Source organism: Streptomyces sp. SAI-127 (genome assembly GCF_029894425.1).
Lineage (GTDB): Bacteria > Actinomycetota > Actinomycetes > Streptomycetales > Streptomycetaceae > Streptomyces.
The window spans coordinates 1,281,941-1,307,056 of the sequence record NZ_JARXYJ010000001.1; the positions used below are offsets into that span (position 1 = coordinate 1,281,941).

23 protein-coding genes, 3 pseudogenes and 1 riboswitch are annotated in these 25,116 nt (G+C 70.6%); of the genes and pseudogenes, 15 read left to right on the forward strand and 11 right to left on the reverse strand.

The features are described from left to right. Position 1: 1 nt before the first annotated feature. Positions 2-1,162: an ROK family transcriptional regulator gene (locus tag M2157_RS06125; protein WP_280860766.1), complete on the reverse strand. Its 1,161-nt coding sequence runs from the start codon at positions 1,160-1,162 to the stop codon at positions 2-4. Positions 1,163-1,329: 167 nt separating this feature from the next. On the opposite strand from M2157_RS06125, the gene M2157_RS06130 reads away from it, so the two are divergent. From M2157_RS06130 to M2157_RS06145, 4 genes are read left to right on the forward strand one after another with little or no spacing between them, the layout of a single operon-like run. Then, positions 1,330-2,295, forward strand: coding sequence for a sugar ABC transporter permease (locus tag M2157_RS06130; protein WP_280860767.1), 966 nt, complete (start codon positions 1,330-1,332; stop codon positions 2,293-2,295). A 16-nt stretch (positions 2,296-2,311) separates the two neighbouring features. Continuing rightward, the gene (locus tag M2157_RS06135; RefSeq protein WP_280860768.1) at positions 2,312-3,238 is read left to right on the forward strand and encodes a carbohydrate ABC transporter permease; all 927 of its coding nucleotides are present in this window, start codon (positions 2,312-2,314) and stop codon (positions 3,236-3,238) included. 10 nt (positions 3,239-3,248) lie between these two features. Continuing rightward, positions 3,249-4,589: a sugar ABC transporter substrate-binding protein gene (locus tag M2157_RS06140; RefSeq protein WP_280860769.1), complete on the forward strand. Its 1,341-nt coding sequence runs from the start codon at positions 3,249-3,251 to the stop codon at positions 4,587-4,589. A 29-nt stretch (positions 4,590-4,618) separates the two neighbouring features. Beyond that, positions 4,619-5,821 carry a Gfo/Idh/MocA family oxidoreductase gene (locus M2157_RS06145; protein ID WP_280864666.1) on the forward strand — a complete coding sequence of 401 codons (1,203 nt, stop codon included), beginning with the start codon at positions 4,619-4,621 and terminating at the stop codon, positions 5,819-5,821. A 29-nt stretch (positions 5,822-5,850) separates the two neighbouring features. Here M2157_RS06145 and M2157_RS06150 read toward each other — a convergent pair whose 3' ends face one another. Both M2157_RS06150 and M2157_RS06155 read right to left on the reverse strand, forming a co-directional pair. Continuing rightward, complete coding sequence (locus M2157_RS06150; protein ID WP_280860771.1) at positions 5,851-6,546, reverse strand: L,D-transpeptidase; 696 nt, start codon at positions 6,544-6,546, stop codon at positions 5,851-5,853. 104 nt (positions 6,547-6,650) lie between these two features. Continuing rightward, on the reverse strand, positions 6,651-7,454 hold the full coding sequence (locus M2157_RS06155; RefSeq protein ID WP_280864667.1) for an SDR family NAD(P)-dependent oxidoreductase: 804 nt from the start codon (positions 7,452-7,454) through the stop codon (positions 6,651-6,653). A 50-nt stretch (positions 7,455-7,504) separates the two neighbouring features. On the opposite strand from M2157_RS06155, the gene M2157_RS06160 reads away from it, so the two are divergent. Continuing rightward, positions 7,505-7,843, forward strand: coding sequence for a hypothetical protein (locus M2157_RS06160; protein ID WP_280864668.1), 339 nt, complete (start codon positions 7,505-7,507; stop codon positions 7,841-7,843). Between the two features lies 1 nt (position 7,844). Here the strand turns inward: M2157_RS06160 and M2157_RS06165 are convergent. From M2157_RS06165 to M2157_RS06175, 3 genes and pseudogenes are all read right to left on the reverse strand, one after another. Then, positions 7,845-8,760 (reverse strand): annotated as a pseudogene (locus M2157_RS06165) (SDR family oxidoreductase). Between the two features lie 94 nt (positions 8,761-8,854). After that, complete coding sequence (locus M2157_RS06170; RefSeq protein ID WP_280864670.1) at positions 8,855-9,484, reverse strand: MBL fold metallo-hydrolase; 630 nt, start codon at positions 9,482-9,484, stop codon at positions 8,855-8,857. Then, on the reverse strand, positions 9,484-10,569 hold the full coding sequence (locus M2157_RS06175; protein WP_280860774.1) for an S-(hydroxymethyl)mycothiol dehydrogenase: 1,086 nt from the start codon (positions 10,567-10,569) through the stop codon (positions 9,484-9,486). Before M2157_RS06175 ends, M2157_RS06170 begins: the two co-directional genes overlap by 1 nt. A 174-nt stretch (positions 10,570-10,743) precedes the next feature. Here M2157_RS06175 and M2157_RS06180 point away from each other — a divergent pair. The 3 genes and pseudogenes from M2157_RS06180 to M2157_RS06190 all read left to right on the forward strand — a co-directional run. Continuing rightward, positions 10,744-12,093 (forward strand): annotated as a pseudogene (locus tag M2157_RS06180) (rhodanese-like domain-containing protein); the annotation flags it as partial. Positions 12,094-12,117: 24 nt separating this feature from the next. Then, a pseudogene (locus tag M2157_RS06185) lies at positions 12,118-12,642 on the forward strand (rhodanese-like domain-containing protein); the annotation flags it as partial. Continuing rightward, a complete protein-coding gene (locus M2157_RS06190) occupies positions 12,639-13,388 on the forward strand; it encodes a sulfite exporter TauE/SafE family protein (protein WP_280860775.1) in 750 nt (249 codons plus the stop codon). The pseudogene M2157_RS06185 and the gene M2157_RS06190, both read left to right, overlap by 4 nt. A gap of 3 nt (positions 13,389-13,391) precedes the next feature. Here M2157_RS06190 and M2157_RS06195 read toward each other — a convergent pair whose 3' ends face one another. After that, on the reverse strand, positions 13,392-13,679 hold the full coding sequence (locus M2157_RS06195) for a metal-sensitive transcriptional regulator (RefSeq protein WP_028807630.1): 288 nt from the start codon (positions 13,677-13,679) through the stop codon (positions 13,392-13,394). A gap of 89 nt (positions 13,680-13,768) precedes the next feature. Here M2157_RS06195 and M2157_RS06200 point away from each other — a divergent pair, with 89 nt between their 5' ends. Then, positions 13,769-14,332: a rhodanese-like domain-containing protein gene (locus M2157_RS06200; protein ID WP_280864672.1), complete on the forward strand. Its 564-nt coding sequence runs from the start codon at positions 13,769-13,771 to the stop codon at positions 14,330-14,332. Positions 14,333-14,399: 67 nt separating this feature from the next. Continuing rightward, on the forward strand, positions 14,400-16,154 hold the full coding sequence (locus M2157_RS06205) for an ABC transporter ATP-binding protein (RefSeq protein ID WP_280860777.1): 1,755 nt from the start codon (positions 14,400-14,402) through the stop codon (positions 16,152-16,154). A gap of 82 nt (positions 16,155-16,236) precedes the next feature. Here the strand turns inward: M2157_RS06205 and M2157_RS06210 are convergent, their stop codons facing one another. Continuing rightward, positions 16,237-16,518: a hypothetical protein gene (locus M2157_RS06210; protein WP_280860778.1), complete on the reverse strand. Its 282-nt coding sequence runs from the start codon at positions 16,516-16,518 to the stop codon at positions 16,237-16,239. A gap of 170 nt (positions 16,519-16,688) precedes the next feature. Here M2157_RS06210 and M2157_RS06215 point away from each other — a divergent pair, with 170 nt between their 5' ends. After that, positions 16,689-17,054, forward strand: a complete 366-nt coding sequence (locus tag M2157_RS06215; RefSeq protein WP_280864673.1) for a nuclear transport factor 2 family protein — start codon at positions 16,689-16,691, stop codon at positions 17,052-17,054. Between the two features lie 22 nt (positions 17,055-17,076). Here the strand turns inward: M2157_RS06215 and M2157_RS06220 are convergent, their stop codons facing one another. After that, a complete protein-coding gene (locus tag M2157_RS06220) occupies positions 17,077-17,604 on the reverse strand; it encodes a MarR family winged helix-turn-helix transcriptional regulator (RefSeq protein ID WP_280860780.1) in 528 nt (175 codons plus the stop codon). 61 nt (positions 17,605-17,665) lie between these two features. On the opposite strand from M2157_RS06220, the gene M2157_RS06225 reads away from it, so the two are divergent. Together M2157_RS06225 and M2157_RS06230 are read left to right on the forward strand one after the other, a co-directional pair. Next, entirely contained in the window at positions 17,666-18,505 is an 840-nt protein-coding gene (locus tag M2157_RS06225) for a hypothetical protein (protein ID WP_280864674.1), read from the forward strand. 26 nt (positions 18,506-18,531) lie between these two features. Then, positions 18,532-18,614: riboswitch (ZMP/ZTP riboswitch) on the forward strand. Between the two features lie 22 nt (positions 18,615-18,636). Beyond that, entirely contained in the window at positions 18,637-19,488 is an 852-nt protein-coding gene (locus tag M2157_RS06230) for a bifunctional 5,10-methylenetetrahydrofolate dehydrogenase/5,10-methenyltetrahydrofolate cyclohydrolase (protein ID WP_280860782.1), read from the forward strand. A 1-nt stretch (position 19,489) separates the two neighbouring features. Here M2157_RS06230 and M2157_RS06235 read toward each other — a convergent pair whose 3' ends face one another. Then, on the reverse strand, positions 19,490-21,457 hold the full coding sequence (locus M2157_RS06235; RefSeq protein ID WP_280864676.1) for a ricin-type beta-trefoil lectin domain protein: 1,968 nt from the start codon (positions 21,455-21,457) through the stop codon (positions 19,490-19,492). Between the two features lie 204 nt (positions 21,458-21,661). Here M2157_RS06235 and M2157_RS06240 point away from each other — a divergent pair, with 204 nt between their 5' ends. Continuing rightward, a complete protein-coding gene (locus M2157_RS06240; protein ID WP_280863712.1) occupies positions 21,662-22,891 on the forward strand; it encodes a glycosyltransferase in 1,230 nt (409 codons plus the stop codon). Positions 22,892-22,942: 51 nt separating this feature from the next. Here M2157_RS06240 and M2157_RS06245 read toward each other — a convergent pair whose 3' ends face one another. Continuing rightward, entirely contained in the window at positions 22,943-23,605 is a 663-nt protein-coding gene (locus tag M2157_RS06245) for a TetR/AcrR family transcriptional regulator (protein ID WP_280860784.1), read from the reverse strand. Positions 23,606-23,789: 184 nt separating this feature from the next. Between M2157_RS06245 and M2157_RS06250 the strand changes: the two genes are divergently transcribed. Then, the gene (locus tag M2157_RS06250) at positions 23,790-25,034 is read left to right on the forward strand and encodes a YncE family protein (RefSeq protein ID WP_280860785.1); all 1,245 of its coding nucleotides are present in this window, start codon (positions 23,790-23,792) and stop codon (positions 25,032-25,034) included. Positions 25,035-25,116 lie beyond the last annotated feature (82 nt).

Genomic DNA, 25,116 nt, shown 5'->3' on the forward strand with positions numbered 1-25,116 from the left:
TTCACACTTCGGCCACACCCAGGACCAGCACCTGGATCGCCAGCACGGCGGCTCCGCGGGCCCAGTCGTGGAAGTCGGACACCCTGGTCTCCAGGTCGACCGGGGTGGCCAGGGGGTGGCGGTGGGCCCGGATCGTGTCCTCCACGGTCTTGCCCGCCACGTCCATCAGACCTACGCCCTCTCCGGCGAGCATGATCTTCTGCGGCATGGCGAAGTTGGCGATCTGGGCGACCAGGACACCGAGGGCGCGCCCGGCCTCGTCGATGACGCGGGCGGGCACGGGGTCGCCGGCCGCAGCGAGGGCGAGGATCTCCTCGTAGGTGTGGTCGCGGCCGGTGGCGGCCTGCACCTGGTAGCGGATGTTGGGGATGGCGAGCAGGGAGACGGCGCTGCCGCGGTTGCCGTCGGGCGTGAGGGGCCCGTTGGGGTCGATGATCCAGTGCCGCCCGAAGCCCCGGTCCTCCTCGGCGTAGGGGACGCGCCGGCCGCCGAGGACCAGGCCGTAGCCGATGCCGGCGCCGATGGTGAGGACGACGAAGCGGTCGAGGCCGCGGCCGGCGCCGAACCAGGTCTCGGCCTCGACGAGGGCGGCGACGTCGTTCTCGACGACCACCGGCAACCCCGTGCGCTCCTCGACGAGTTCACCGAGCGGGACGTCCCGCCAGTGCAGGAACGGGGACTCGCCGACCACGGCACGCTCCTGGACGAAGCCGCCGACCCCGATGCCGATGCCGGCGAGACCCGGGTACCCGCGGGCCAGTTCGACGGTCATCTCCGCGAGCAGATCGGCCACTTCGGCGGGGTCGTGACTGGCCAGGGGGCGGTCGTGGCGGGCGACGATCTCGCTCCTGAGGGTGGTGACGACGCCGTAGACCATGTCCTCGGTGATCTTGAAGCCGATGAAGGACCGGGACTCGGCGACCACGTCGAGGGGCTGCGAGGGGCGCCCCTGGCGCACTTCGGCCGGGGCGCCCGCCTCCGGGACCTCGATCAGCAGGCCCGACTCGATGAGCGGTTTGGTCAGCCGGGTGAGGCTGCCCGCGGAGAGGTCGAGGCGGCGGGCGAGTTCGGTGCGCGACAGCGGGCCGTGGACGAGCACCTCGATCGCCACCGAGCGCTCGCCGGTGCTCAGGGGTAGCCAGCTGGCGGCAACTGCAGTCATGAAGGTCAGACTCCCACATGATTTCTTTCGCCATAAAAGCAACATGACCATATTACGCGGCGCATGGCGGCCCTGAAAAGATGCTCGCAGGCCCCTTGACGCATTGATTCTTCCGCGACAAAAGTAAGTGGCCGAGGACGAGCCACCGAAGACGAGGGAGTCTCCCGATGACCATCGCCTCCAGCAGCCCTCCGTCGCGTCTGCCGCTCAGCGGCGCCGAGGAGGCACGGACCGAACCGGGCACGAACCGGGGCTCAGGCGGGTCGAGCGGGGGCGACGGGCGCCTGGCCGCGGTGTTCATCGCCCCGGCCCTGGTGGGCTTCGTCGTCTTCCTGCTCTGGCCGACGCTGCGGGGCATCTATCTGAGCTTCACCCGCTTCAACCTTCTGACCCCGGCGGAGTGGGTGGGCCTGGCCAACTACGACCGGATGATCCACGACCCCATCTTCTGGGAGTCGCTGAAGGTCACCGTCGAGTACGTGGTCATCAACATCGGGGTCCAGACCGTGTCGGCCCTCGCCATCGCCGTCCTGTTGCAGCGTCTGACCCAGTCGGCGGTGCTGCGCGGCATCGTGCTCACGCCGTATCTGATGTCGAACGTCGTCGCGGGCCTGGTCTGGCTGTGGATCCTCGACAACCAGCTCGGCATCGGCAACGAGATCATCGCCGGGCTCGGCTTCGACCGTGTCCCCTTCCTCGCGGACGAGACCTGGGCGATCCCGACGATCGCCCTGATCAACGTGTGGCGGCACGTCGGCTACACCGCGCTGCTGCTGTTCGCGGGGCTCATGGCCATCCCGAACGACATGTACGAGGCGGCGAAGGTGGACGGCGCGAGCGAGTGGCGAATGTTCTGGCGGATCACCATGCCGCTGCTGCGGCCGGTCCTGGCGGTCGTCCTGATCATGACGGTGATCGGTTCGTTCCAGGTGTTCGACACGGTCGCCGTGACGACCGGGGGCGGTCCGGCGAACGCCACCAACGTGCTCCAGTTCTACATCTACCAATCGGCCTTCGGCCGCTTCCAGTTCGGCTACGCGTCCGCGATGTCCGTGGCCCTCCTGGTGGTGCTGAGCGCGATCACCGTCCTGCAGTACCGGCTCACCCGGGCCGGCCAGACCGATCTCGGCTGACCCGGAAGGAGTCGACATGGCTGCCGTGACCACCACCACGACGACACGCGTACGGCCCACCGGGCGCCGTCCCCTCTCCCCCGGCCGGGTCCTGGCCTGGACGGCGATGGGTGCGATCGTGCTCGTGACCCTGCTGCCGTTCTACTGGATCCTGCGCACCGCGCTGTCCACCAACTCCGGGCTCGCCGCCCACGCCTCCGACCCACTCCCGGTGAACCCGACCGGCACCGGGTTCGCCCGCGCCCTGGGCCTGGAGTCCACGAAGGACGCCATCGCGCAGGGCGGCGCGGGCGGCGGACTGAAGTTCTGGCGCTATCTGCTCAACTCGGTGATCGTCTCCACCCTGGTGACCGTCTGCCAGATCTTCTTCTCCGCGATGGCCGCGTACGCCTTCGCCCGGTTGCGCTGGCGCGGTCGCGACAAGGTGTTCGCGCTGTTCCTGGCCGGGCTGATGGTGCCGACCATCTTCACGCTGCTGCCGAACTTCGTGCTCATCAAGGAACTCGGCCTGATCGACAACCTGTTGGGCATCGCACTGCCGACGATGTTCATGACGCCGTTCGCGGTGTTCTTCCTCCGGCAGTTCTTCATGAACGTGCCCCGTGAGGTAGAGGAGGCGGCCCTGCTGGACGGCGCCGGGAAGGTGCGGATCTTCTTCCGGGTGCTGCTGCCGATGGCCTCCACACCGGTCCTCACCCTGGCCGTGCTGACGTACATCACCTCCTGGAACGACTACTTCTGGCCGCTGATGGTGTCCTACAGCGACAACTCACGCGTGCTGACCGTCGCACTGGCCATCTTCCGCGCGCAGACCCCGCAGTCCGGCGTGGACTGGTCGGGCCTCATGGCGGCGACGCTCATCGCCGCGCTGCCGATGCTGCTGCTGTTCGGGTTCTTCGCGCGCCGCATCGTGTCCACCATCAGCTTCACCGGGATCAAGTGAGGGACTTGTCATGCGACTTCGTACGCTGACCGCACTGGCCGGCGCACTGGCCCTCTGTCTGACGGGGTGCGCGGAGGGCGGTTCCGCCGGGTCCTCCTCGAAGACGGTGACGTACTGGCTGTGGGACTCCAACCAGCAGCCCGCCTATCAGGCCTGCGCCAAGGACTTCGAGCAGCAGAACCCCGGACTGCACGTGAAGATCACCCAGTTGGGCTGGGACGACTACTGGACCAAGCTCACCGCGAGCTTCATCGCGGGCACCGAGCCGGACGTGTTCACCGACCACATCCAGAAGTTCGGCCAGTTCGCCGACCTGAAGGTCCTCGAACCGCTCGACGACCTGGGCGTCGACGATTCCGCCTACCAGCCCGGGCTCGCGGCCAACTGGATGGGCCAGGACGGCCACCGCTACGGCGCCCCCAAGGACTGGGACACCGTCGCCCTCTTCTACAACAAGAAGATGACCGACGCGGCCGGGCTCACGCCGGCCCAGCTGAACGATCTGGTCTGGAACCCCAAGGACGGCGGCACCTTCGAGAAGGCCGTCGCCCGCCTCACCGTCGACAAGAACGGCAAGCGGGGCGACGAGCCGGGCTTCGACAAGAACAACGTCAAGGTGTACGGCCTCGCCACCAACGGCGGCGGCGACGGCGACGGCCAGACCCAATGGAGCAACTTCACCGCCTCCGCAGGCTGGAACTACACCGACAAGAAGCGGTGGGGCACGAAGTACCGGTACGACAGCCCCGCCTTCCAGGCCGCCGTCAAGTGGTACTTCGGGCTGGCGAAGAAGGGCTACATGCCGCCCTTCACCGACTACAACTCCCAGTCCAACCAGGCCAACACCCAGGTCGCGGCGGGAAAGGCGGCCACGGCCTTCGACGGCGCCTGGATGATCTCGACGTACGCCGGGTTCAAGGGCCTCGACATGCGCACCGCCGTCACACCCGAAGGACCCACCGGCAAGCGCGCCACGATGATGAACGGCCTCGCCGACTCCATCACCAAGAACGCCCGCAACAAGGACGGCGCCCGTAAGTGGGTGAAGTACCTGTCCTCGGACGAGTGCCAGAAGACGGTGGGCAGCTACGGCATCGTGTTCCCCGCCACCCCCGACGGCACCGCGGCCGCCGTGGCCGCCTACAAGAAGAAGGGGCTCGACGTCACGGCCTTCACCGAGCCGGTCGCCGACAAGAAGGACTTCACGACCTTCTCCTACCCCATCACCAACTACGCCGCGGACGTGTACGCGTTGATGCATCCCGCCATGCAGGACATCTTCGGCAACGGCAGGTCCGTGACCAGCCTCGACCAGACCAACGACCAGATCAACCTGATCCTCTCGCAGTGATCCCGCGACCAGTGAAGGACACGCATTTCATGACGTTCTCCCTCGGCATCGTCGGCGCCGGCCAGTTCTCCGGCCAGTTCGCCACGCTGTTCCAGGCCCACCCCGGTGTCGGCGACGTCTACGTCACCGATCTGCTGCCCGAACGGGCCGAGCAGCTCGCGGCGGCGCAGGGACTGGCCGGCACCTTCCCCACGTACAAGGCCATGCTGGAGTCGAAGGAGGTCGACGCGGTCGCGATCTTCACCCAGCGCTGGACGCACGGCCCGCTGGTGCTCCAGGGCCTGAACGCCGGCAAGCACGTGTACTCCGCGGTGCCCATGGCCATCACCTCCGAGGAGATAGCGGCGATCATCGACGCGGTCCGGGCGACCGGGCTGACGTACATGATGGGCGAGACCAGCCAGTACAACCCGGCGACCGTGCACGCCCGCAACCAGATCGCCGAGGGCGCCTTCGGGCGGCTCTTCTACGCCGAGGGCGACTACGTCCACGACATGGACCTCGGGTTCTACGAGGCGTACCAGTACAGCGGCGGCGAGAAGTGGAAGGAGACCGCCAGCTATCCCCCGCTGCTCTACCCCACGCACGCGGTCGGCGGGGTGCTCGGTGCCTGGCAGACGCACGCGGTGAGCGTGTCGGCGATCGGTGTCGTCGACGACCGCGGGGACGGCGTGTTCGACAAGGAGGTCAGCCAGTTCGGCAACGACTTCTCCAACGCGACCGCGCTGTTCGAGGTGGCGGGCGGCGGGTCGTTCCGTACGAACGAGTTCCGGCGGGTGGGCTACCCCTCCCACATCCGGGAGTCGCGTTTCCGGTTCTTCGGGACCGAGGCGAGCATGGAGCAGCTCGCCACGGTCGCCCTCTGGCAGGACAAGAAGGGCGTGAAGGACATCAGCGAGCTCCTGGAGCCCAAGCCGACCATGGCTCCTGACGATCCGTCACTCCAGCACATCGCGCCGGACCTGCGGGCCGCGTTCACGTCCGGGTCGGCGCCGGTGCACGACCGGGCCCGGCTGCCGCGGGAGTTCGACAACCTGCACAACGGCCACGAAGGCAGCCACCACTTCCTGGTGGACGACTTCGTGACCGCGGTGAACACCCGCACCCTGCCGTCGGTGAACGCCTGGGTGGCGGCCCGTTACACCATGCCGGGTGTCATCGCGCACGACTCCGCGCGGCAGGGCGGGGCCAGGCTGGAGATCCCGGACTTCGGGGACGCGCCGGACGCGTGACGCTGTCGTCGCGCCGGGCGCCTGGTGTCTCAGGTGCCCGGCTTGCGGCCGTACACGAAGACGTCGTCGCCCTTCTTCAGCAGGGACCAGTACTTCTTCGCGTCCTTGGGGGTCATGTTGGTGCAGCCGTGGGAGCCCGGCGGGTTCCACATGCTGAGGTTGACCGAGTGGAAGGCCTGGCCGCCGTCGAAGAACTGGCTGTAGGGCATGGGGACGTGGTAGATCGACGAGACGTGGTTCTTGTCGCGCCAGTAGATCGTCTTCAGGCCGGTGCGGGTCTCGTAGCCGTTGCGGCCGGTGCGGACCGGGACGGGGCCGTAGACGAGCCTGTCGCCGTCCTGGATCCAGCTCAGCTGGAGGGTGAGGTTCACGCAGGCGATACGGCCCTTGTTCACCGGGCACTTGCCGTCCTTGTTGGGGTCCGAGCCGACGGCCTTCTGCTTGTTCATCAGGTCCATCACGCCCCAGGTGACGGATCCCGCGTAGCCGATGTTCGGCGTGATGCCGTGCTTGGTCTGGAAGGCCTTGATCGCCTTGCAGTCGGCGGCGGACTGCCTGCCGTCGACCGGGCGGCCCAGGAACTTCTCCACCTTCTTCTGGTACGGCCCCGCCTGTGTGGTGCAGCTCGCCGCCTGCGCGGGCGCGGCGCCCAGCGCGATGGTCAGCGGTGCGACGAGCCCGGTGATCCCGAGTGCGACGGCACCCCGTCTGCGTATGTCCCCCATGGCCCTGTCCCCTTCGTAAGGTCCTGCGATCTCTTCCAGCTAGACGGGTGTGCCTGCCCGTTCGTTGTACCGCTAGGCACGCTGGGACGGAACGGTGACAATGCTCACGACGGAGCGCCCCTGTCCGGATGGACCGCCGCGTGGAATCCGGTGTTGACCGCGGTCAGGCCGCCGTCGACGACCAGCGTGGTGCCGGTGATCCACGCCGCGTCGCGGGAGGCGAGGAAGGCGACGGCAGCCGCGATGTCCTCGGGCTCGCCGACCCGGCCGAGGGGATACAGGCGCCGCATCTCGGTGAGCTCGCTCTCCCGCCCTTCCCAGGCGGAGGTGCGGACCGTGCCCGGGACGACCATGTTGACGCGCACTCCGCGGCCGGCCGCGTGCCCGGCGAGGGTGCGGGTCAGGGAGCCGAGGCCCGCCTTGGCGGCGCTGTAGGCGTGGTTGCCGAAGTCCTGCAGGCCGTTGACGGAGCCGATGTTGACGATCGCACCGCGACCGGAGGCCACCAGGTGCGGCAGCGCGGCGCGCGAGCAGCGGTAGGGACCGCTCAGGGTGATGTCGAGGTCACGCGCCCACTCGTCGTCGGAGTCGTCCTCGAAGAGCGGGGTCTCCGGGGTGCACCGGGCGGCGCTGTTGACCAGGACGTCGAGCGAGCCGAAAGCGTCGACGGCGTGCGCGACGGCCGCCTCGACGGCCGGGCGGTCCGCCACGTCGCACTCCAGGGCCTGAGCGGGAAGACCCTCTTCACGCAGGCGCGCGGCCGTCCGCTCCACGGCCGTCCCGTCCCGGTCGGTCAGCAGGACCGCGGCGCCCTCCTCGGCGAGGCGACGGGCCGTCGCCTCGCCGATGCCGCGGGCGGCGCCCGTGACGAGAACTCCGTGTCCCTCAAAGCGCTTGGTGTGCGTCATGGGGCCGAAGGTAGTCCCTCACTGATCAACAGGGCAGATACCGTGCGTCCATGTCGGAGTTCATACCGCAACTACCCACGCTCATCGGCGTCGTCATCGGCGCGCTCGGTTCGTATGTGGCGGTCGTGCGCAGCGACCGCGCGCGCTTCCACCGTGAAAGGGCGGCCCGTTGGGAGGAGCGGCGACTGGCCGTGTACTCCGACTACGCGCGGACGCTGAAGAAGACGATCACGCCGGCGTGCTGGCGGAGTCCACACTCGCCCGGGCCCCGGAAGCTCGAGCGGCATCGCAACGGGCGGGACGGCTACTACGCCGCCGTACGCGACGACCTGGCGCTGCCACCGGGCCTCGCGGTGTGGTGGCAGCTGCCGCCGGTGCGCCCCTCTTGATCTAGCGGTAACCCGTCACGTCCGCCGGCTTGCCCGCGTCCTGGACCTCGACCATGTAGCGCCAGGCGTCGGGACGGCTGCCGTCGAGGTCCGTGAAGCCGTACGTCCGGGCGAGCGAGCCGCTGTCGAGGGACTGGCCGTTCCAGCGGGCGACGTCGGGATCGGCGGCCAGCGCGGCGACGGCTCGGCCCACGTAGTGCGGGGTCTCCGAGACGGCGAAGTGGGGGACGCGGTCGAGGGCGTCGCGCCAGTTGTCCTCCCGCACCCCGAAGTTGTCGAGCATCATCTCCGAGCGCAGCCAGCCCGGAGTGAGCGCGACGGCCGTCGCGCCGCGCGGGCCGAGTTCGTGCCCCAGGGCGAAGGCCATGCGGATGACGGACGTCTTGGCGAGGTCGTAGAAGAAGGAGAGGCGGTAGTTCACGCGGTTGTAGGCGTCGGTGCCGTCGGTCATCTCGACGACCAGGCCGCCGGGCCGGCGCAGCAGCAGGGGCAGGGCGTGGTGGTTGGTGATCGCGTGGGTCTCGATCGCGAGCCTGAGCAGCCGCAGGCCGTTGTCGAGGTCGTGCTCCCACACCGGGCTGTCCCACTCGAAGAGGTGTTCACCGCCCCAGATGTCGTTGACGAGGATGTCGAGATGCTCCTGCTCGTCGGCGATCCGGTCGACGAGCGTGCGGACCTGCGCCGGGTCCAGATGGTCGGTGGGTACGGGCGATGCCGTGGCCGCCGGCCGCGGTGACGAGGTCGGCGGTGTCCTCGACGGTCTCGGGGCGGTCGTACTCGGAGCGGCGGGCGCGGGTGCTGCGTCCGGTGACGTACACGGTGGCGCCCGCGGCTCCCAGTTCCACGGCGATCCCGCGTCCCGCTCCCCGGGTCGCTCCGGCGACCAGCGCGACCTTGCCCTGCAGCGGCTGTGACATGTCCGACCTCTCGTTGTGCCCGATGTCTCTTCGAGCATGACCGGGAAGCCGGACAACCTCTGTCGTGATTTACGGGCGGGTCACCCGTTCGGCGTCAGTGGCCGCGGTCGATCCATTCCTGGAGGTGCGGGGCCTCGGCGCCGATCGTCGTGGGGTCCCCGTGCCCGGTGAGGACCTTCGTCTCGGCCGGCAGGGCCAGCAGGCGGTCGCGGATCGAGTCGATGATCGTCGGGAAGTGGGACCAGGAGCGGCCGGTGGCGCCGGGGCCGCCCTGGAAGAGGGTGTCGCCGGTGAAGACGGTGGCGAGGCCCGGGTCGTAGAGGCAGACCGCGCCCGGTGCGTGCCCGGGGGTGTGCAGCACCCTCAGGTCGGCGCCTGCGGCCTCGATGACCTGGCCGTCGCGCAGGTGGGCGTCGGGGTCGCGGTCGGGGTGGGTCTGCTTCCACAGCGGCAGGTCGTCGGGGTGCAGCCAGATCGTGGCGCCGGTGCGGTCGGCGAGGGCGGGCGCGGCGTCGATGTGGTCGTTGTGGGCGTGGGTGCAGACGATCGCGGTGAGCCTGCGGTCGCCCACGGCTTCGAGGATGGCGTCGGCGTCGTGGGCGGCGTCGATGACGATCGCCTCGTGGTCGTCGCCGACGATCCAGACGTTGTTGTCGACGTCCCAGGTGCCGCCGTCCAGGCTGAACTGCCCGGAGGTGACGAGGCGTTCGATGCGGACGGCCATCAGAGCACCACCACCGAGCGCAGGACGTCGCCGTGGTGCATGCGCTCGAACGCCTTCTCCACCTCGTCGAGTTGGATGGTCTCGGTCACGAACGCCTCCAGGTCCAGGCGGCCTTGCAGATGCAGGTCGATCAGCATGGGGAAGTCGCGGGAGGGCAGGCAGTCGCCGTACCAGGACGACTTGAGCGAGCCACCGCGGCCGAAGACGTCGAGGAGCGGCAGCTCCAGCTTCATCTCGGGGGTGGGCACGCCGACGAGCACGACGGTGCCGGCCAGGTCGCGGGCGTAGAAGGCCTGCTGGTACGTCTCGGGGCGGCCGACCGCCTCGATGACGACGTCGGCGCCGAAGCCGCCGGTCAGTTCACGGATCGCCTCGACCGGATCCGCGTCCTTCGAGTTGACGGTGTGGGTCGCGCCCATGGTGCGGGCCTTCTCCAGCTTCCGGTCGTCGATGTCGACGGCGATGATCTTCGCCGCGCCCGCGAGGTTCGATCCGGCGATCGCCGCGTCGCCGACGCCACCGCAGCCGATGACGGCGACGGTGTCGCCCCGGCCGACCTGCCCGGTGTTGATCGCGGCACCGATGCCGGCCATCACTCCGCAGCCCAGCAGCCCCGCGACCGCCGCCGAGACGGAGGGGTCGACCTTGGTGCACTGACCCGCGGCGACCAGCGTCTTCTCGGCGAAGGCGCCGATGCCGAGGGCGGGCGAGAGTTCGGTGCCGTCGGTGAGGGTCATCTTCTGCCCGGCGTTGTGCGTGTTGAAGCAGTACCAGGGCCGCCCGCGCAGACACGCGCGGCAGTTCCCGCACACGGCACGCCAGTTGAGGATCACGAAGTCGCCGGGCGCGACCTCGGTCACCCCCTCGCCGACCGACTCCACCACACCGGCGGCCTCGTGGCCCAGCAGGAAGGGGAAGTCGTCGTTGATCCCGCCCTGCTTGTAGTGCAGGTCGGTGTGGCAGACCCCGCAGGCCTGCACCTGGACGACGGCCTCGCCCGGCCCCGGGTCCGGCACGACGATCGTTTCCACCCGCACCGGCTCGTCCTTGCCGGGTGCGATCACTCCGCGTACCTCCTGCGCCATGGCCCTGACCCTTCTTTCGCCCGGTGTACGTCCCTCCGACCCTACGCGCGACTGATCAGTAACGGCACCGATTCCAGGAGGCAAAAATACCCCCGGGGGTACCTCTGCTACGGTGGAACACATACCCCCGGGGGTAATTGACCCCGGGGTTGTCGCGAGGAGAGGAGCGCTGTCGTGTACTTCGTCGACACCATCGAGGTGCCCGGCCTGGGCAACCGCGGCTATCTGGCGGGCGGCGCCGGCAGCGCCGTGGTGGTGGACCCGCCGCGGGACGTGGACCGGGTGATCGGGGCGGCCGCCGGGCGCGGGGTGCGGATCACCCACGTCGTCGAGACGCATGTCCACAACGACTACGTGACCGGCGGCCCGGAGCTGGCCCGGATCACGGGGGCCGCCTATCTGGTGCCGGCCGGGGCGCGGGTCGCGTTCGATCGGACGCCGGTCGCCGACGGGGACGTGGCGGAGATCGAGGACGGGCTGGCGCTGCGGGCGCTGGCCACGCCCGGGCACACCCCGCACCACATGGCGTACGTCCTGGAGGCGGCCGGGCGGGCGGTGGCCGTCTTCACCGGCGGCTCGCTGCTGATCGGCACGGTGGGGCGGCCCGACCTCGTGGAGCCGGCGCTGACCGGCCGGCTGGCCCGGGCGCAGTACGACTCGGCTCATCGGCTGGCGGCGGAGCTGCCGGACGAGACGACGGTGCTGCCCACGCACGGGTTCGGCAGCTTCTGTTCCGCCGCGCAGGCGGCCGGCGGGGCGACGACGACCATCGGGCGGGAGCGCGGCTCGAACGAGGCTCTGGTCAAGGACGTCGACACGTTCGTCGCCGAGCTGCTCGCGGGGCTGGACGACGTGCCCGCGTACTACGCGCACATGGGGCCGCTCAACGCCCGGGGGCCCGGCCCCGTGGATCTGACCCCGCCCCGCCCGGCGGACGCCGAGGAGATCGCGGCGCGGCTGGGGGCCGGTGAGTGGGTGGTGGATCTGCGGGACCGGCGCGCGTTCGCCGAAGGGCATGTCGCCGGGGCGTTCAACTTCGAGGCCGAGGGGCAGCTCGCCACGTATCTGGCCTGGCTGGTCCCGTGGGGCAGGCCCGTGACGCTGCTGGCTGCCTCCCCCGCTCAACTCGCCCACGCCCAGCGGGAACTGGTCCGCGTCGGCATCGACCGGCCCGCCGCTGCGGCGACCGGTTCGCCGGCCGAGTGGATACGGGACGGGGAGTCGCCGCGCTCGTTCCCGCGTGGCACGTTCGCCGAGCTGGCCGCCCAGGGTTCCGACGGGGTCGTGGTGCTGGACGTGCGGCGGGACTCGGAGCGGTCGGGCGGTCACATCCGGGGCTCGCTGCACATTCCGTTGCACCGGCTGCGGGACCGGCTCTCGGAGATACCGGACGGCACGGTGTGGGTGCACTGCGCGGGTGGGACGCGTGCGGCCATGGGAGCCTCGATCCTCGACGCGGCGGGGCGTGACGTGGTCGCCGTCGACGACGGGTTCACCTCCGCGGCCGCGGCCGGGCTCCCGATGGCGAGGATCACGGCCGAGGAGGCTCACGAGCGGACGGGGCCGGAGGCGGAGGCCGTACTCCTCGACGTGCGTGAGCACGCGGAGTGGGCGGCGGGGCATGCGCCCGGCGCTGTCCACGCTCCGCTGTCCGAGCTGGCGCGCGGTGCCCGGCTGCCCGGGGCCGCGGAGGACCGCCCGGTGGTCACGATCTGCCGCTCGGGCAAGCGGTCCCAAGAGGCGGCCGGGCTGCTCGCGGCACGGGGAGCGGACGTGGTGGACGTCCTGGGCGGGATGCGGGCCTGGGTGGAGGCGGGGCTTGCGGTGGTGGGGGGTTCCTCGGGCGGCCGGTCCGCGGCGGAGAGCTCGGCCGGAGCCAACGGCGGCTCCGGTGCGCCGACCGGGGCGGACGGATCGCCTGCCACTGACGGCCACTCCGACAGGCCTACCGGGACGGACGGTACGTCGGGTACGTCCCACGCACATTCCCCGGCTCCCGACGGCCCCTCCCCCGCGCCGCCCCGCACCCCCGCCGCCCAGGCCGCGGTCGACGCCGCCACCCGCCGCGCGTGAGCGCTCTCGTCCTCGCACTGCTCGCCGGCGGCCTCACCGGTCTGGCGCTCGGCGCGCTCGGCGGGGGTGGCAGCATGCTCGCCGTACCCGCGATGATCTATCTGCTCGGCTTCAGTCCGGCCGCGGCCACCACCGCCGCGCTCGTCGTCGTCACCCTCACCTCCGTGACCGCGCTGGTCACCCATGCCCGCGGGGGCGCGGTGCGCTGGCGTGAGGGCGCCCTGTTCGCTGCGGCGGGACTCGTGCCCGCGGCGATCGGCGGCGCGGTGTCCGGGCGGCTGCCGGCAGGCGTGCTCACGGCTGCGTTCGCCGTGGTCGCCGCCCTCGCCGCCGTCCGTATGCTCCGGCCGTCGGCATCCGTACGGCCGGACGGTGTACCGGTGCGCACGAGTCGCGTCGCCCGGGCCGGGGCGGGGCTCGGCGCGGTGACCGGTGTCCTGGGCGTGGGCGGCGGGTTTCTCGCCGTACCGGCACTGGTGAACGTCATCGGACTGCGCATGAGAGCCGCCGTCGGGACCAGTCTCCTGGTCATCACCGTCAACTCCCTGACCGCGCTGGCGGCCCGCGCGGGCACGAGCGTGGACGTCGACTGGGGTGCGGTCGCCCCGTTCGCGGCGACCGCGGTGCTCGGCGCCTGGGACGGCAGGCGCCTGGCCGCCAAGGTGTCGGCAGGCGCACTGCAGCGTACGTTCGCCGTGGCACTGCTGGCCGTGGCCGCGTTCATGCTGGCGGACGCCGTCCTGTGAACGTCAGGCCAGTGACAGGAACAGCTTCTCCAGCCGGGCCTTCATCTGCTCCGTCGTCTCGCCGTCGACGCGGTTCCCCTCGGGGTCGGTCAGGCACTGCTGCAACCCGGTCGCGATGATCGCGAAGCCGGCCCGGTCGAGGGCGCGGGAGGCCGCGGCGAGCTGGGTGACCACGTCCTCGCAGTCCCGGCCCTCCTCGATCATCTTGATCACTCCGGAGATCTGACCCTGCGCACGGCGCAGCCGGTTCAGCACGGACTTGAGCTCATCGCCCTCGAACTGAAGCTCCACCATCACTCCTCTGCATACCCTTGGGGGTATTTTACCTCCTCGGGTCGCCCACTCGTCTCACCAGCCTCTCAGGAAGGACCACGCACGCCATGACCCCCACCGCCCTCGACGCCTCGCAGGTGGCCGCCCGACTGGACGCACTGACCGTCGTCGATGTCCGTACCCCGGGCGAGTACGCGTCCGGACATCTGCCCGGCGCGCTCAACATCCCCCTGGACCGGATCAGGCGTGCCCTGCCCGCACTCCGGGAGGTGCGCGGCGAACTGCTCGTCGTCTGCGCCTCCGGCGCGCGTGCGCTCAGCGCGTGCGAGGTCCTCTCCGAGCACGGCATACGGGCCGTCACCCTGACCGGCGGCACACAGGGCTGGGCCGCGGCCGGGCAGCGGCTCGAGCGGCCGGCCGCGGGCTCCCGTGCCGTCTGGGCCATGGAACGCCAGGTCCGCCTCACCGCGGGCACCGTCGTCCTGGCCGGGCTGGGACTCGGACTCCTGCACCCCGCCTGGCAGTTGCTCTGCGCGGGAATCGCGGGCGGCCTGGTCTTCTCGGCACTCACCAACACCTGCGGCATGGCCGTCCTGTTGGGGAAACTCCCGCACAACCGGACACGGACCACCGACCTCGACGCGACCCTGGCCGCGCTCACCCACCGCTGAGCCGTCAGCGCGGGAAGTCCAGACGTAGCCTGAAGGCTCCGCACGCCGTCGGGCCCGAAGGAGCACCGTGAGCATCACCGAGACTGAGACCGGCCCGCCGACCTGGCGGCTGCTCCTCGGATACGTACGGCCGCACCGGTGGACCTTGCTGGCAGGTGCCGTTCTCTCGCTGCTGACGGGCGCCACCGGTCTGCTGCTGCCGCTGGTGGCGCGGGAGTTGATCGACGACCTGTCCCACGACCGCACGATCACCGGCGCGTTGTTCGTCATGTCGGGGCTGGTGATCGCCAACGCGGCGCTGGGCGGGCTGGGTTCGTACGTGCTGCGGCGCACCGCGGAGTCCGTGGTGCTCGGCGCGCGGCGCGCACTGTCGTCGTATCTGCTGCGACTGCGCATCGCGGCCGTGGACCGCACCGAACCCGGCGACCTGATGGCCCGGATCACCTCGGACACGACCCTGCTGCGCGAGGTCACAACCGACTCGCTCGTGGGCCTGGGCACCGGCGGACTCACGCTGGTCGCGACCGTGGTGATGATGGGCTTCGTCGATCCGGTGCTGCTGGGCGTCACGCTGGCGGTGATCCTGGCCGCGGGCACGGTCCTCGGGGTGATCGTGCCCCGCATCAACCGGGCGAGCCGGCAGGCGCAGGACGCGGTCGGTGTGATGGGCGCCTCGCTGGAACGCATTCTGGGCGCGCTGCGCACGGTCAAGGCGTCCGGCGCCGAGCACCGCGAGGAACGGACGCTGCACGCGGCGGCCGAGGAGTCGTGGCGGCAGAGCGTGCGGGCCGCCAAGTGGTCGGCGGCGGCGGGCAATACGGCCGGGCTCGCGATGCAGATCGCGTTCATCACGGTGCTCGCGGTGGGTGGGGCGCGGGTCGCCACCGGGGCGATCGACGTCGGCACACTGGTCGCGTTCCTGCTGTACGTCTTCTATCTGATGTCGCCGATCCAGCAGGTCGTCGGGGCGATCACGCAGTACCAGACGGGGGCCGCGGCCCTCTCCCGGATCCAGGAGGCGCTGGGGCTGCCCGCCGAACCGGCCGCTCAGCCCGCGCCGTTGCCCACCGACGGGGCGGAGCCGGCTTCGGTGGCCTTCTCGGACGTGCGGTTCCGGTACGCCGACGATCTGCCGTACGTCCACCACGGGGTGACCTTCGACGTACCCGCGCGGGGGATGACGGCGTTCGTCGGCCCGTCGGGGGCGGGGAAGACGACGGTGTTCTCGTTGATCGAGCGGTTCTACGATCCCGAGGCCGGGGTCGTCACGCTGGACGGACGGGATCTCTCGGAGTGGGACCTTCCGCAACTGCGGTCCGCGATCGGCTACGTGGAGCAGGACGCTCCCGTGCTGTCGGGGTCGCTGCGGGAGAATCTGCTGCTCGGGAATCCGGAGGCGGACGAGGACGCGGTGTCGCGCGTGCTGAAGACGACCCGGCTCGACGGTCTGGTGGCCGGGATGCCCAAGGGGTTGGAGACGCTGGTCGGGCATCGCGGGACCAAGTTGTCGGGTGGGGAGCGGCAACGGGTGGCGATCGCCCGGGCGTTGCTGCGGCGGCCCCGGCTGTTGCTGCTCGACGAGGCCACGTCCCAGCTGGACGCGGTGAACGAGGCGGCGTTGCGGGACACCGTGGCGGACGTGGCGCGTACGACCACGGTGCTGGTGGTGGCGCATCGGCTGTCCACGGTGACGATGGCGGACCGGATCGTGGTCATGGACGCGGGACGCGTCCGCGCGGTGGGGACGCATCGGGAACTGGTCGCCGGAGATCCGTTGTACGCGGAACTCGCCGCTACCCAGTTCCTGGCGACCGCCGGCTGAGATCGTCTGCGGCGCCGCGGCCAGTGCATACGTCGAGGGCCGCCCGGTCATCCGGGCGGCCCTCGGTGTCCGTGCGGGAGACTCAGCCCCCGATACCCGGCAGCAGCCCGGTGACGGGGGCGACGAGGTCGGTGACCTCGGTCAGCTTGTTGACCTGGTTGAGCCCCGCCAGCTGCTCGGAGACGCGCGGGACCTCGTCCTGGTGCTCCGCGGGGATGTCACTCACCGCGAGCGAGTCGATCACGGCGATCGGGTTGAGCTGCCCGGCGTCCGGGGCGTCGGCCGCGGTCGCGAGGGGGGCGGTGAGCGCGGTGACGCCGACGGCGAGACCGACGGCGGCGGCGATACGTCGAGTTGAGATCATGTTGGCAGCAACGCGGGCGGGGCCCTCGCCGACACGGCCGCCCGGCGCCGCTCACCCGTCAGGCGGAGCGCCCGGCCTGCGCTTGCCGTGGCCGCCGGGGCGGAGGAGTCTCGAAGAAAGAGGCCCTACGGCCCGCTCCTTGTCGGCCGGGGCCTTCGAAGGAGGTCATCATGGGCACCGCGGCACGACCCGGCTTCGACACCGACATCCTGCGCCAGGGCATCGAGGGACACACCCCGGAGACGCTTCTGGCTCTGTACGCGGACGACGCGGAGATACGCCTCGTCAACCGGAACGCCACACCCAGCAACCCCAAGGTCCTGCACGGCCGTCACGAGATCGGCGAGATGCTGAGCGACGTCTACAGCCGCGACATGACCCACAAGCTGGAAGGGTGCGTGGTCCAGGGCGATCGCGCGGCCTACAGCGAATCCTGCCAGTACTCGGACGGCATGCGCGTCCTGTCGGAGTCGATGGTCACCCTGCGCGACGGCAAGATCTCCGAGCAGATCATCATCGAGGCCTGGGACGAGTAGGAACCAGAGCCGGGAGGGACCGTCACATCACGGCTGACCTGGGCCTTCCCGGCCCGTCCGGGGATGACTCGGCGGCCACGACCAGCTTCCGCAGCAGGTCCGCGAGTGTGCGCCGCTCTGCCGGGGTGAGTGCCGAGAGCAGCGCGAGCTCACCCGCCTCCTCCGAGCTGACCTGCTGCTCGAACGCGGCGTGCCCGGCCTCGGTGAGCCGGACCCGCACCCGTCGCCGGTCGTCGTCCTCGTGCGTCCGGACGATCAGTCCGGCGTCCTCCAGCGGCGTCAGCCGGGCCGACAGGGCTCCCCGGGTCAGTCCCAGGTGGTCGGCGAGGAGCGAGGGGCTCCCGGTGTACGGCGGGCCGAGCCGGCGCAGGGTCAGCAGCACTTTGTACTGCCAGTTCCGCAGTCCGTCGGAGTCGAGGGTGTCGCGGCGGGCCTGGGACGCGTACCGGGCCAGGATGGCCAGCCGCGCGAAGATCGCCTCCTTGACGGGGTCCATCCAGTCGAGTTCCTTCGCCCACAGCTCGACGTGCCGGTCGACCGAGTCCCGCATTACCCGCCCCCTGCAATGGTTTTCTTGTGGATGGTTTTTCGTCTGACTACCTTGCCCTGTCATGACGAACACCATGGACACAATCGTCGAATTCGACGAACTCCTCGCCTCCGCACGCGAGTTGGCGCTTGCGGGACGGTGGGAGCGGGCACTGCGCCTCCTGGACGCGACGACCTGTGACACCGCCGGGGACCGCGCCCGGCTCGCTCTCGCGGCGGCCGAAGTCGCCCTTCAGAGCGACTGGTTCGGCGGTACGGACCTCACGGCCGGCCGTGCCGAGCAGGCGGAGAAGGAGTCGACGGGCGCCGACTGGGATCTGGCCTTCGTCCGGCTGCGGCACGACTACTTCCGGCTGCTGCGCAGCGAGGGCACCTTCCGGCCCGGCCCGGAGGGCAAGGATCCCGAGGCACTGGCCGGCCTGCGGCGCGACGCGCACGACCTGCGCGAGGACGCCCCGGACGAGATCCGGCGCGGCTGGGCATCGATGTACCTGGGGCTGATCGCCGACAACCTCTTCGCCGAGCGTACGGCCGCCCCCGCCCACTACGAGGCCGCGCTGGGCGCCGGTGAGTCGGGCGGCGACGACCTGCTGGTGCGGGAGGCGCTGCGGCATCTCGGCGACCACGACCACGACGCCGGCGATCACGACGGCGCCCTGGAGCGCTGGCGGCGGGCCACCACCCTGGGCGCCCGGGCCGGGATGGTCCCCGGTGTGCTCACCCAGCAGATGCTCCTCGCGGTCCTGGCCCGCGACACGGGCGACGAAGCCGGGGCGACCGCGCTGGCACGGGAGATCGCCCACTGGGCCGGGGCGATCGGCGCCGAGCACGTCCAAGCCCAGGCGGCCGGCTTCCTCGCGGGGGCCGATCCGACGGCTCCGCCGCAGGAGAGCGGGGCGTGACCGCCGTAGCGGGTCGGCTAACCTGAGGTACGGACCGTGACTGGCGCTGAGGTGGAGCACCACCGGGGAGCGGTCCGCACACCCGATGCCGTGCGCCTGGGCGATTCCTTCGATCGGCTCAGGAGTGGATCATGTCTCAGGCACGGCTCATGGACGGCACCGCGCTCGCCGGGCGCATCATCGAGGAGACCGCCAAGCGGGCGGCCGACCTCACCGGGCGCACCGGACGGGCGCCCTGTCTCGCGACGGTCCTGGTCGGCGAGGATCCCGCCTCCGTCACCTACGTCCGTATGAAGCGCAACCGCTGCCGCAAGGCGGGTATCGAGTCGCGCCATGTGGAGCTGCCCGCGGACACCACCACCGAACAACTCGTCGGCACACTGCGGGAGTTGTCGGCCGACCCCACCGTGCACGGCATCCTGCTCCAGCACCCGATGGGCCCGCACATCGACGAGCGGGCGGCGTTCGAGGCGATCGCTCCGGAGAAGGACGTCGACGGCGTCACCTTCGCGTCCTTCGCGACGATGAGCTTCGGGCTGCCGGGCTTCGTGTCGTGCACACCCGGCGGGATCATGCGGCTGCTCGACGAGTACGGCGTCGACCCGGCCGGCAAGCGGGCCGTGGTCGTGGGCCGCAGCGCGATCCTCGGCAAGCCGGCCGGCATGCTGCTGCTCGCCCGGGACGCCACGGTGACGTACTGCCACTCCCGTACGGCGGACCTGTCGGCGGCCGTACGGGAGGCGGACATCGTGGTCGCCGCGGTGGGCCGGCCCCGGTTGATCCGGGGCCAGGACATCAAGCCCGGCGCGGTCGTCGTCGACGCCGGGTACAACGCCGGCAACGTCGGTGACGTCGACTTCGGCTCCGCGATGGAGCGGGCCTCGCTGATCACGCCGGTGCCGGGCGGGGTCGGTCCGATGACCATCGCCACGCTGCTGGAGCAGACCGTCGACGCGGCGGTGGCCGCCGCCCGGCAGAGCTAGATCAGTTCAGCGTCCACTTCTGGTTGGCCTGGCCGCCGCACGACCACAGGACCATCTGGGTGCCGTTGGCCGTGCCCGCGCCGTAGGCGTCCAGGCAGAGACCGGCGTTGACGTTGGTGATCGTGCCGTCGCTGTTCACGTTCCACTTCTGGTTGTTCTGGCCGTTGCAGTCCCAGATCACGACCTTGGTGCCGTTGGCCGTGCCGAGGTTGTAGGCGTCCAGACACTTGTTGCCGTACACCACGAGTTCCTTGCGCGAGGTGTACGTCCACTGCTGGTTCTGGCCGCCGTTGCAGTCCCACAGCTCGGCCTGGGTGCTGTTGCCGATGGTGCTGTCGTAGATGTCCAGGCAGCGGCCGGACTGGGTGCCGACGGCGAGGGTGCCGTTGGTGCCGGGCAGCGGGCGGACCGTGATGTCGGCCAGGGTCGGGGCGCCGGTGAAGGTCAGCGTGTTCGAGGAGCCCTTGGACAGGCCGACCTGCACCGAGACGGTGCCCTGGGAAGAGCCGGTGGGCGGGAAGGAGACCGTGGTCGTGCCCTGGCCGTTGACCTTGAGGGTCGCGGTGCGGGCCGCCGAGGTGTTGTTGGTGTAGGCGACGTCGACGGTCTTGATCCCGGTGTTTCCGGCGACCACGCCGGTGAAGCTCGAGGTGCCTGTGTACACGCTGCTCGCCGCCTCCGTGCCGCCGGTGACCGTGAGCATCACCGAGCCGCCCGCCGGGACAGTGGTGGTGTAACCCGTGCCGTACGCGCCGACGTCGGAGCGCGCCCACAGGTCACGGACGGTCGCGTTGGCGTTGGTCAGACCGAGGTCGGACCAGCGGACGGTGATGTTCTGGGCGGCGGAGGTGCGGTTGAGGAGGACGACGGCACGGTTTCCGGTGCCGGACAGGACCTTGCCGTAGACCTGAAGCCCCGTGGTGTCCTCGGCGACCTTGACGCCCTGGAGGCCGCGCGGGTCCTGGTCGACGCCGATGACCTCGGGGTTCTTGAGGATGTTCGCTGTCTCGGTGGTCATGGTGGCCAGGTTGTTGCCGGCCAGGAGCGGGGCTCCGGAGATGGCCCACAGGTTCATGTGGGTGCGGTTCTGTGCGGCGCTGAAACCGTCCATGCCGACCATCAGCATGTCCGGGTCGTTGTAGTAGCCAGTGTGCTGGGCCGTGGGGTGGAGGTTCCGGTCGAAGTTGGTCAGCAGGTTCGTCATCGACGGCTTGTTGCCGTAGAGGATGATGTCGTCGTTGGTCCGCCACATCGCGCCCTGCCCCGGGGCCCAGTTCCAGGGGTTCTGCCTGCCCCAGTTGCACAGTGAGAGGGTCATCGGACGGCCCGTAGTGGCGGTGGCCCTGGCGATCGCGTCGCTGATCGACTGGTACGTCGTCTTCGCGTCGAGTCCCTCCGCGTCACCGCCGCACCAGTCGACCTTCACGAAGTCGAAGCCCCACTGGGAGAACTGCAGCATGTCCTGGTCGTAGTGGCCCTCGCTGCCGGAGCCGGGGGCGGCCGGGCGGCCCGTCGGGTAGTAGTAGCCGCAGCCGTCCTTGCCCGCGTCGGTGTAGATGCCGGCCTTGAGGCCCTTGCCGTGGATGTAGTCGGCGATGGCCTTCATGCCGCCGGGCCACTCGGACTCGTCGACGGTGATGTTCCCGGCGCTGTCGCGAGTGCCCTGCCACCAGCCCTCGTCGATGTTGATGTACCTGTATCCCGCCGCGGGGAGACCGGACGCGACGAACGCGTCGACCTGCGCCTTGATCACGGTGTAGTCGATCTTCGCGGCGAAGCTGTTCCAGGACGCCCAGCCCATCGGCGCCGAGGGGACCGCTGTCTGCCGGGTGGTCGCGGCCTGCGCGGGGGCCGGCTGGGCGAAGAGCAGCGCGGCGGTGGCGGTCAGGGCGAGGACGAGGGCACGGACGGCGGCGGCTCTGCAACGTCCTGCGAGACCTCTGGGGGTCGTTCGCGGTGGGGGATACATGCGGCTCCTTCTGGCGGGGGGGGCACCGTGGGGATCGAAATACCGAACAAGGATCGGCGATTCGAACACCGTGCGCGCCGAAGTTAGAGTCCCGAGAGGGTGAAGTCAACGGCTGTGACAGGGGTGAACTGGCCTGTGTACACGGGTCGTTCGCGCGGGACGGCGGGCGCCGGCGCCATACTGTCCGTCGTGCGGGTAGCGATCATGACAGCGGGTTCCCGGGGCGATGTGGCCCCGTTCACCGGTCTGGGCCACGGTCTGGCGCGGGCCGGACACGAGGTCACCCTGGTCACCCACGGCCGCTTCGAACCGCTGGCGGCGCGGGCCGGCATCGGCTTCCACGCGCTGCCGGTCGATCCCCGTGCGGAGCTGGAGTCCTCGCGCGGGCGGGCCCTGCACCGCAGTACGACCGGTGTGGGCAAGCTGGCGCGGGTGGTCGCGATGGCGCGGGCGCTGGCTGTGGAGATGGCCGATGACCTGGTGGCCGCCGCCCGGGCGAGCGACGTGCTCCTGCTCTCCGGATCGGTGGCCCCGCTGGGCCACGCCATCGCCGAGGGCCTGAGACTGCCCAGCCTGGGTCTCAACCTCCAGCCCCTCGCGGCCACCCGGGAGTTCGCACCACCCATGTTGGGCACCGGCTCCTGGGGCGCCCTCGGCAACCGGATCGCCGGGGTGGGCCTGAACCTGGCCGTGGAACAGGTCTTCGCCGCGGCCCTCCCACCGGTCCGGGCCCGTCTGGGCCTGCCTCCGACGCGCACGGCCGCGGCCCTCCGCGCCCGCGAACGGCAGGGCTGGCCGGTGCTGCACGGATTCAGCCCGCGCGTGGTCGCCCGGCCTCGCGACTGGCGGTCCGGGCTCGACGTGGCGGGCTACTGGTGGCCGTACGACGGCGACGCACCGCTCCCCGACGACCTACGGGAGTTCATCGAGGCCGGCCCGCCCCCGGTCTTCGTGGGCCTGGGCAGTGCGACCGTGCCCGACCCCGCCCGGGCCGGCACCGAGATCGTGCGCGCCCTGCGCCGGGCCGGGCTGCGCGGTGTGATCCAGCGCGGCTGGGCGGGCCTGACCGCGACCGGCGACGACATGCTGACCATCGACGAGGTGCCGCACTCCGCGCTCTTCCCCCGCATGGCAGCGGTGGTCCACCACGCGGGCGCGGGCACGACGGCGGCCGGCCTGCGCGCCGGGGTACCGGCGATCCCGGTGCCGATCCAGTTCGACGAGAGCTTCTGGGCGGCCAGGCTGGTCGCGCTGGGCGTGGCCCCGGGTGCCCTGCCGTTGCGGCGTCTGACCGCCGATTCGCTGGGGGCGGCGCTCATCCGGGCGACGCGGGACACCGGATGTCGGGAGCGCGCACGGACGGTGGGCGTACACATCCGGGCGGAGGACGGCATGGCCCCCGTGGTGGCAGCGGTGAACCGACTGGCAACCTGACGACAGCGCGTCTGCGTCGGCGCGGGGTCGTGGTGACATGCGGCTCGGTTCTCACCTTCGAGCGGACTCCCACCCAGGCGGCTGCAGAATCCCCAGCAACTGCCGTACCAGTTCCTCCACGACCTCGTCCAGGGTCGCGTCCACCCACCCCGCGCTCCAGTCGTGCAGCAGTCCGTTCACACTGCCGATGAACCCGGTCGCCGCGAGCCGATAGTCCCGCAGCGCCGCCTCTCCCCTGACCACGGCCCGGTTCGCCTCGGCGCACACCAGATCGACCCAGTGCGCCCGGCGGGCCAGCCGCTGCTCCTCCAGCCGGGTGCTGACGCCGATGATCTCTACGAACGTGATCCGCACTCGCCGTGGATCGGAGGTGACGTTCGCCGCGTAGGCGCGGAAGATCGCGGCCGCGCGCTCCGCGAGCGGCAGACGGTCCGCGTCGGCCACCGCGGCCAGCACGGCTACCGTCGCCCAGTCGTTGACCTCGAGGTGCAGCGCGGCCAGGACGTCCTCGAGGGTGCGGAACTCCTCGTAGAACTGGCGGGTGGAAAGGCCCGCGGCCTCACTGAGGGCCGCGACGGTCGTGGCGCGGTAGCCGGGGGTGTCCCCGAAGAGCTGGAGTGCCGCGTCCAGGAAGCGGCGGCGCCGCTCGGCCTGCCGCTCCTCGGCCGTCTTGCCGCCGTAGCGACCGGTCGGGGCCCTGAGCCTGCCCGTCACCGCACCTCCCACCCGGGCCGGAGCGTCCGGCCTCCCGTATGAGCACCAATTTTGTCGTGTACGCAGTCTTGTGGAGAAGGGCCACCCTTCCTTACTTTGCAGTAAGTTCAATCTGAAAGCACGCGTCTTCAGTTTTGCCACCTTGGCATGCCCCCGTCATGAGCCGCCCAGAGGGAGACCCGTCATGCCTGTTCCGAGAACCAGACACCTGTGGGCCATGGCCGCCGCCGTCGTCCTGACCGTCACCGCCCCCGCGACCAGCGCCTCCGCCGCGGACGCCGCCGCCCTGCGCGAGGTGCTGTTCGTGGCCAACAACTGGGACGGCACGGCCGACGTCATCAAGTCCTCCGGCGACCTGGCGAAGATCGGCCGGATCAACGTCATCCCCGACAAGGACGCCCGGATGGCGGCGATCAACGCCGATCCGATCAAGTGGATCTACTTCATGGCGATCCGCAACAGCGTCGGCGAAGGCCACGACCAGTTCGCCGACGACATGTACTCCACGCCGGACGGCAAGTCGGTGGTCGTCTCGCGGCCGAGCTTCGCGGACGTGGTGTCGATCGACGTGGCCACCGGGAGCATCAACTGGCGCTTCCCGGTGTCGGGTTACCGCGCGGACCACATGGCGGTCTCCCCCGACGGCACCCGGGTCGCGGTGTCGGCCTCCACCGCGAACACCGTGCACGTGCTGAACATCAGCACGGGCAAGCAACTCGGCTCCTTCGCCACCGGCGACAAGCCGCACGAGAACATCTTCACCAAGGACGGCAAGTACATCTGGAACATGGCGATCGGTGACGTGAACACCGACTCCGACGCGCCCTGGCTGGACTGGACGAAGGGCGACCGGCACATCACCGTGGTCGACGCGACCACCTACAAGCAGGTCAAGACCATCGACATGCGGGACAAGCTGAACGCGATCGGCCTCACGGACTACTCCGACGCCGTCCGGCCCGCAGTGTTCTCGCCGGACGAGTCCAAGCTGTACTTCCAGGTGTCGTTCTTCAACGGCTTCTTCGAGTACGACGTCGCCACCGACAAGATCACCCGGACGAAGACCCTGCCGAAGAACCCCGCGACCAGCGACGACCGCACCACCATGGTCAACGACTCGCGCCACCACGGCATCTCGATGAGCCCGGACGGCAGCAAGCTGTGCGTGGCGGGCACGATGGACGACTACGCGACCGTCGTGAACCGCACCACCCTCCAGGAGGGCCCGCTCGTCCCCGTCTCGAAGCCCTACTGGGCCACCGTCAGCGGTGACGGCAAGAGCTGTGTCGTCTCGGAGAGCGGTGCCGACCAGGTCACCGCGATCGACTTCGCGACCGGGCAGAAGACGGTGTCCGTGCCGGTGGGCGACCATCCGCAGCGGGTGCGGCTCGGTCATGTGGCCGCCGACTGGACGAGCCCCTCCTCATAGCCCCGACACGACCCGCGCGGTCCTGGCGGATGATGCAGCCGGCCCGGCCTCCTCCTGGGGGCCGGGCCGGCTGTCCGAGGTG